Source organism: Variovorax sp. M-6 (genome assembly GCF_052114385.1).
GTDB lineage: Bacteria > Pseudomonadota > Gammaproteobacteria > Burkholderiales > Burkholderiaceae_C > Variovorax.
The window spans coordinates 1-1,541 of sequence record NZ_JBFREQ010000092.1; the positions used below are offsets into that span (position 1 = coordinate 1).

Annotated in this window: 1 protein-coding gene and 1 pseudogene; both read right to left on the reverse strand. The window is 66.5% G+C overall.

Annotated elements, in window-relative coordinates:
- A partial coding sequence (locus AB4Z46_RS35240) for a methyl-accepting chemotaxis protein (RefSeq protein ID WP_442288197.1) occupies nt 1-1,150 on the reverse strand: 1,150 nt, incomplete at its 3' end.
- Between the two features lie 57 nt (nt 1,151-1,207).
- Nucleotides 1,208-1,541, reverse strand: a pseudogene (locus AB4Z46_RS35245) (methyl-accepting chemotaxis protein); the annotation flags it as partial.

Below are 1,541 nucleotides of genomic sequence, written 5' to 3' on the forward strand. Positions count from 1 at the left end.
AGCGCCAGGATGTTGGTCTGGAAAGCGCCAGGATGTTGGTCTGGAAGGCGATGCCGTCGATGACGCCGATGATGTCCACGATCTTGCGCGAGGACGCGTTGATCGAGCCCATGGTGTCCACCACCTGGCTCACCACGCTGCCGCCCCGGACCGCCACTTCGGAGGCCGACACAGCCAGTTGATTCGCCTGCCGCGCGTTGTCGGCGTTCTGCTTCACGGTCGAGGTCAGTTCCTCCATCGAGGCCGCCGTCTCTTCCAGCGAGCTCGCCTGCTCCTCGGTGCGCGACGACAGGTCCTGGTTGCCGGTGGCGATCTCGCCCGAGGCCGTCGCGATGGTGTCGGTGCCCGTGCGCACTTCGCCCACCACCTTCGACAGGCTGTCGTTCATGTGCTTGAGGGCCTGCATCAGCTGGCCCGTCTCGTCGCGGCTTTCCACCTGGATGCGCGCGCTCAGGTCACCGGCCGCCACCGTCTCGGCCACCTTCACGGCCTGGCCCAGCGGCCGAACGATACCGACCGTCAAGCGCCAGGCCAGAAGAGCGCCCACCACCAGCGCCACCGCGGCCAGCACGGCCATGGCGGTGCGGCCGGCGTTGTGCTCTTCCTCGATGCTCTTCGCCGTGGCGTCGATCTGGGTGTGCTCGTGGGTGGCCAGGGCGCCGACTGCCTTTTCGTAGATCGCGAGTCCGGCCGCGAACTGGTTGTCGGCCAGCTTGTTGGCGCCCTCCAGGTCATTGGCGGCCTTGAGCTTGTTCAGGGTGCCCAGCATCTCGAGCACGGTCCGCCGCGCATCGGCCACTTCGGCATAGAGCTTCTTTTCCTCGGGTGAGGTCAGCAGTCCCTCGAGCTGTTTCTGGATGGGATTGATGAGCGCCTGGCCCGCGGCGAGTTCCTTCTTGAAATGGGCTTCGGTGGCGCTGTCGGTCGCCTTGACGATCGCGAAGGTGCGCACGATGCTGGCCGCGAGCAGCTTGGCCCATTCGCCGACCAGGCGCTCCTTGACCAGCGGGCCTTCGACCATCTGATGCGTGGCGTTGCCGACATTGGCGAGGCGCAGCATTCCGGTCGCGGAAATGAGGGCTATCAACACCAGCATGGCGGCAAAGCCGACGCCCAGGCGCGTACCTATTTTCAGATCTCTCAAACTCATGACACTCTTCTTTCAATGATCGAACGGGCGGGTAGGCTCCGGGGCGTCGCGCGCGCTCTAGAACTCGGTCCAATCGCCCGCGCCGGTGCCGGCCACCGACGGTTGAGGCGATGGAGTCTCTTTTTTCTCGCGCGTGCCTGCCGCGGCCTTGGCGCGAGGCTTCGATGCCGGTTTGACGGCCGCACCGGCCGCCCTGGCCGCATGGAACACCGCGGGTGCGGCCTGTGCGCCCGCGTTGAGCTTGAAGACGCTCACGACCTGCGTGAGGCTCGACGCCTGCTCCTGCAGCGAGCCCGCCGCCGCCGCAGCCTCCTCCACCAGCGCCGCGTTCTGCTGCGTCACCTGGTCCATCTGCGTGATCGCCTGGTTGATCTGCTCGATCCCCGAGGTC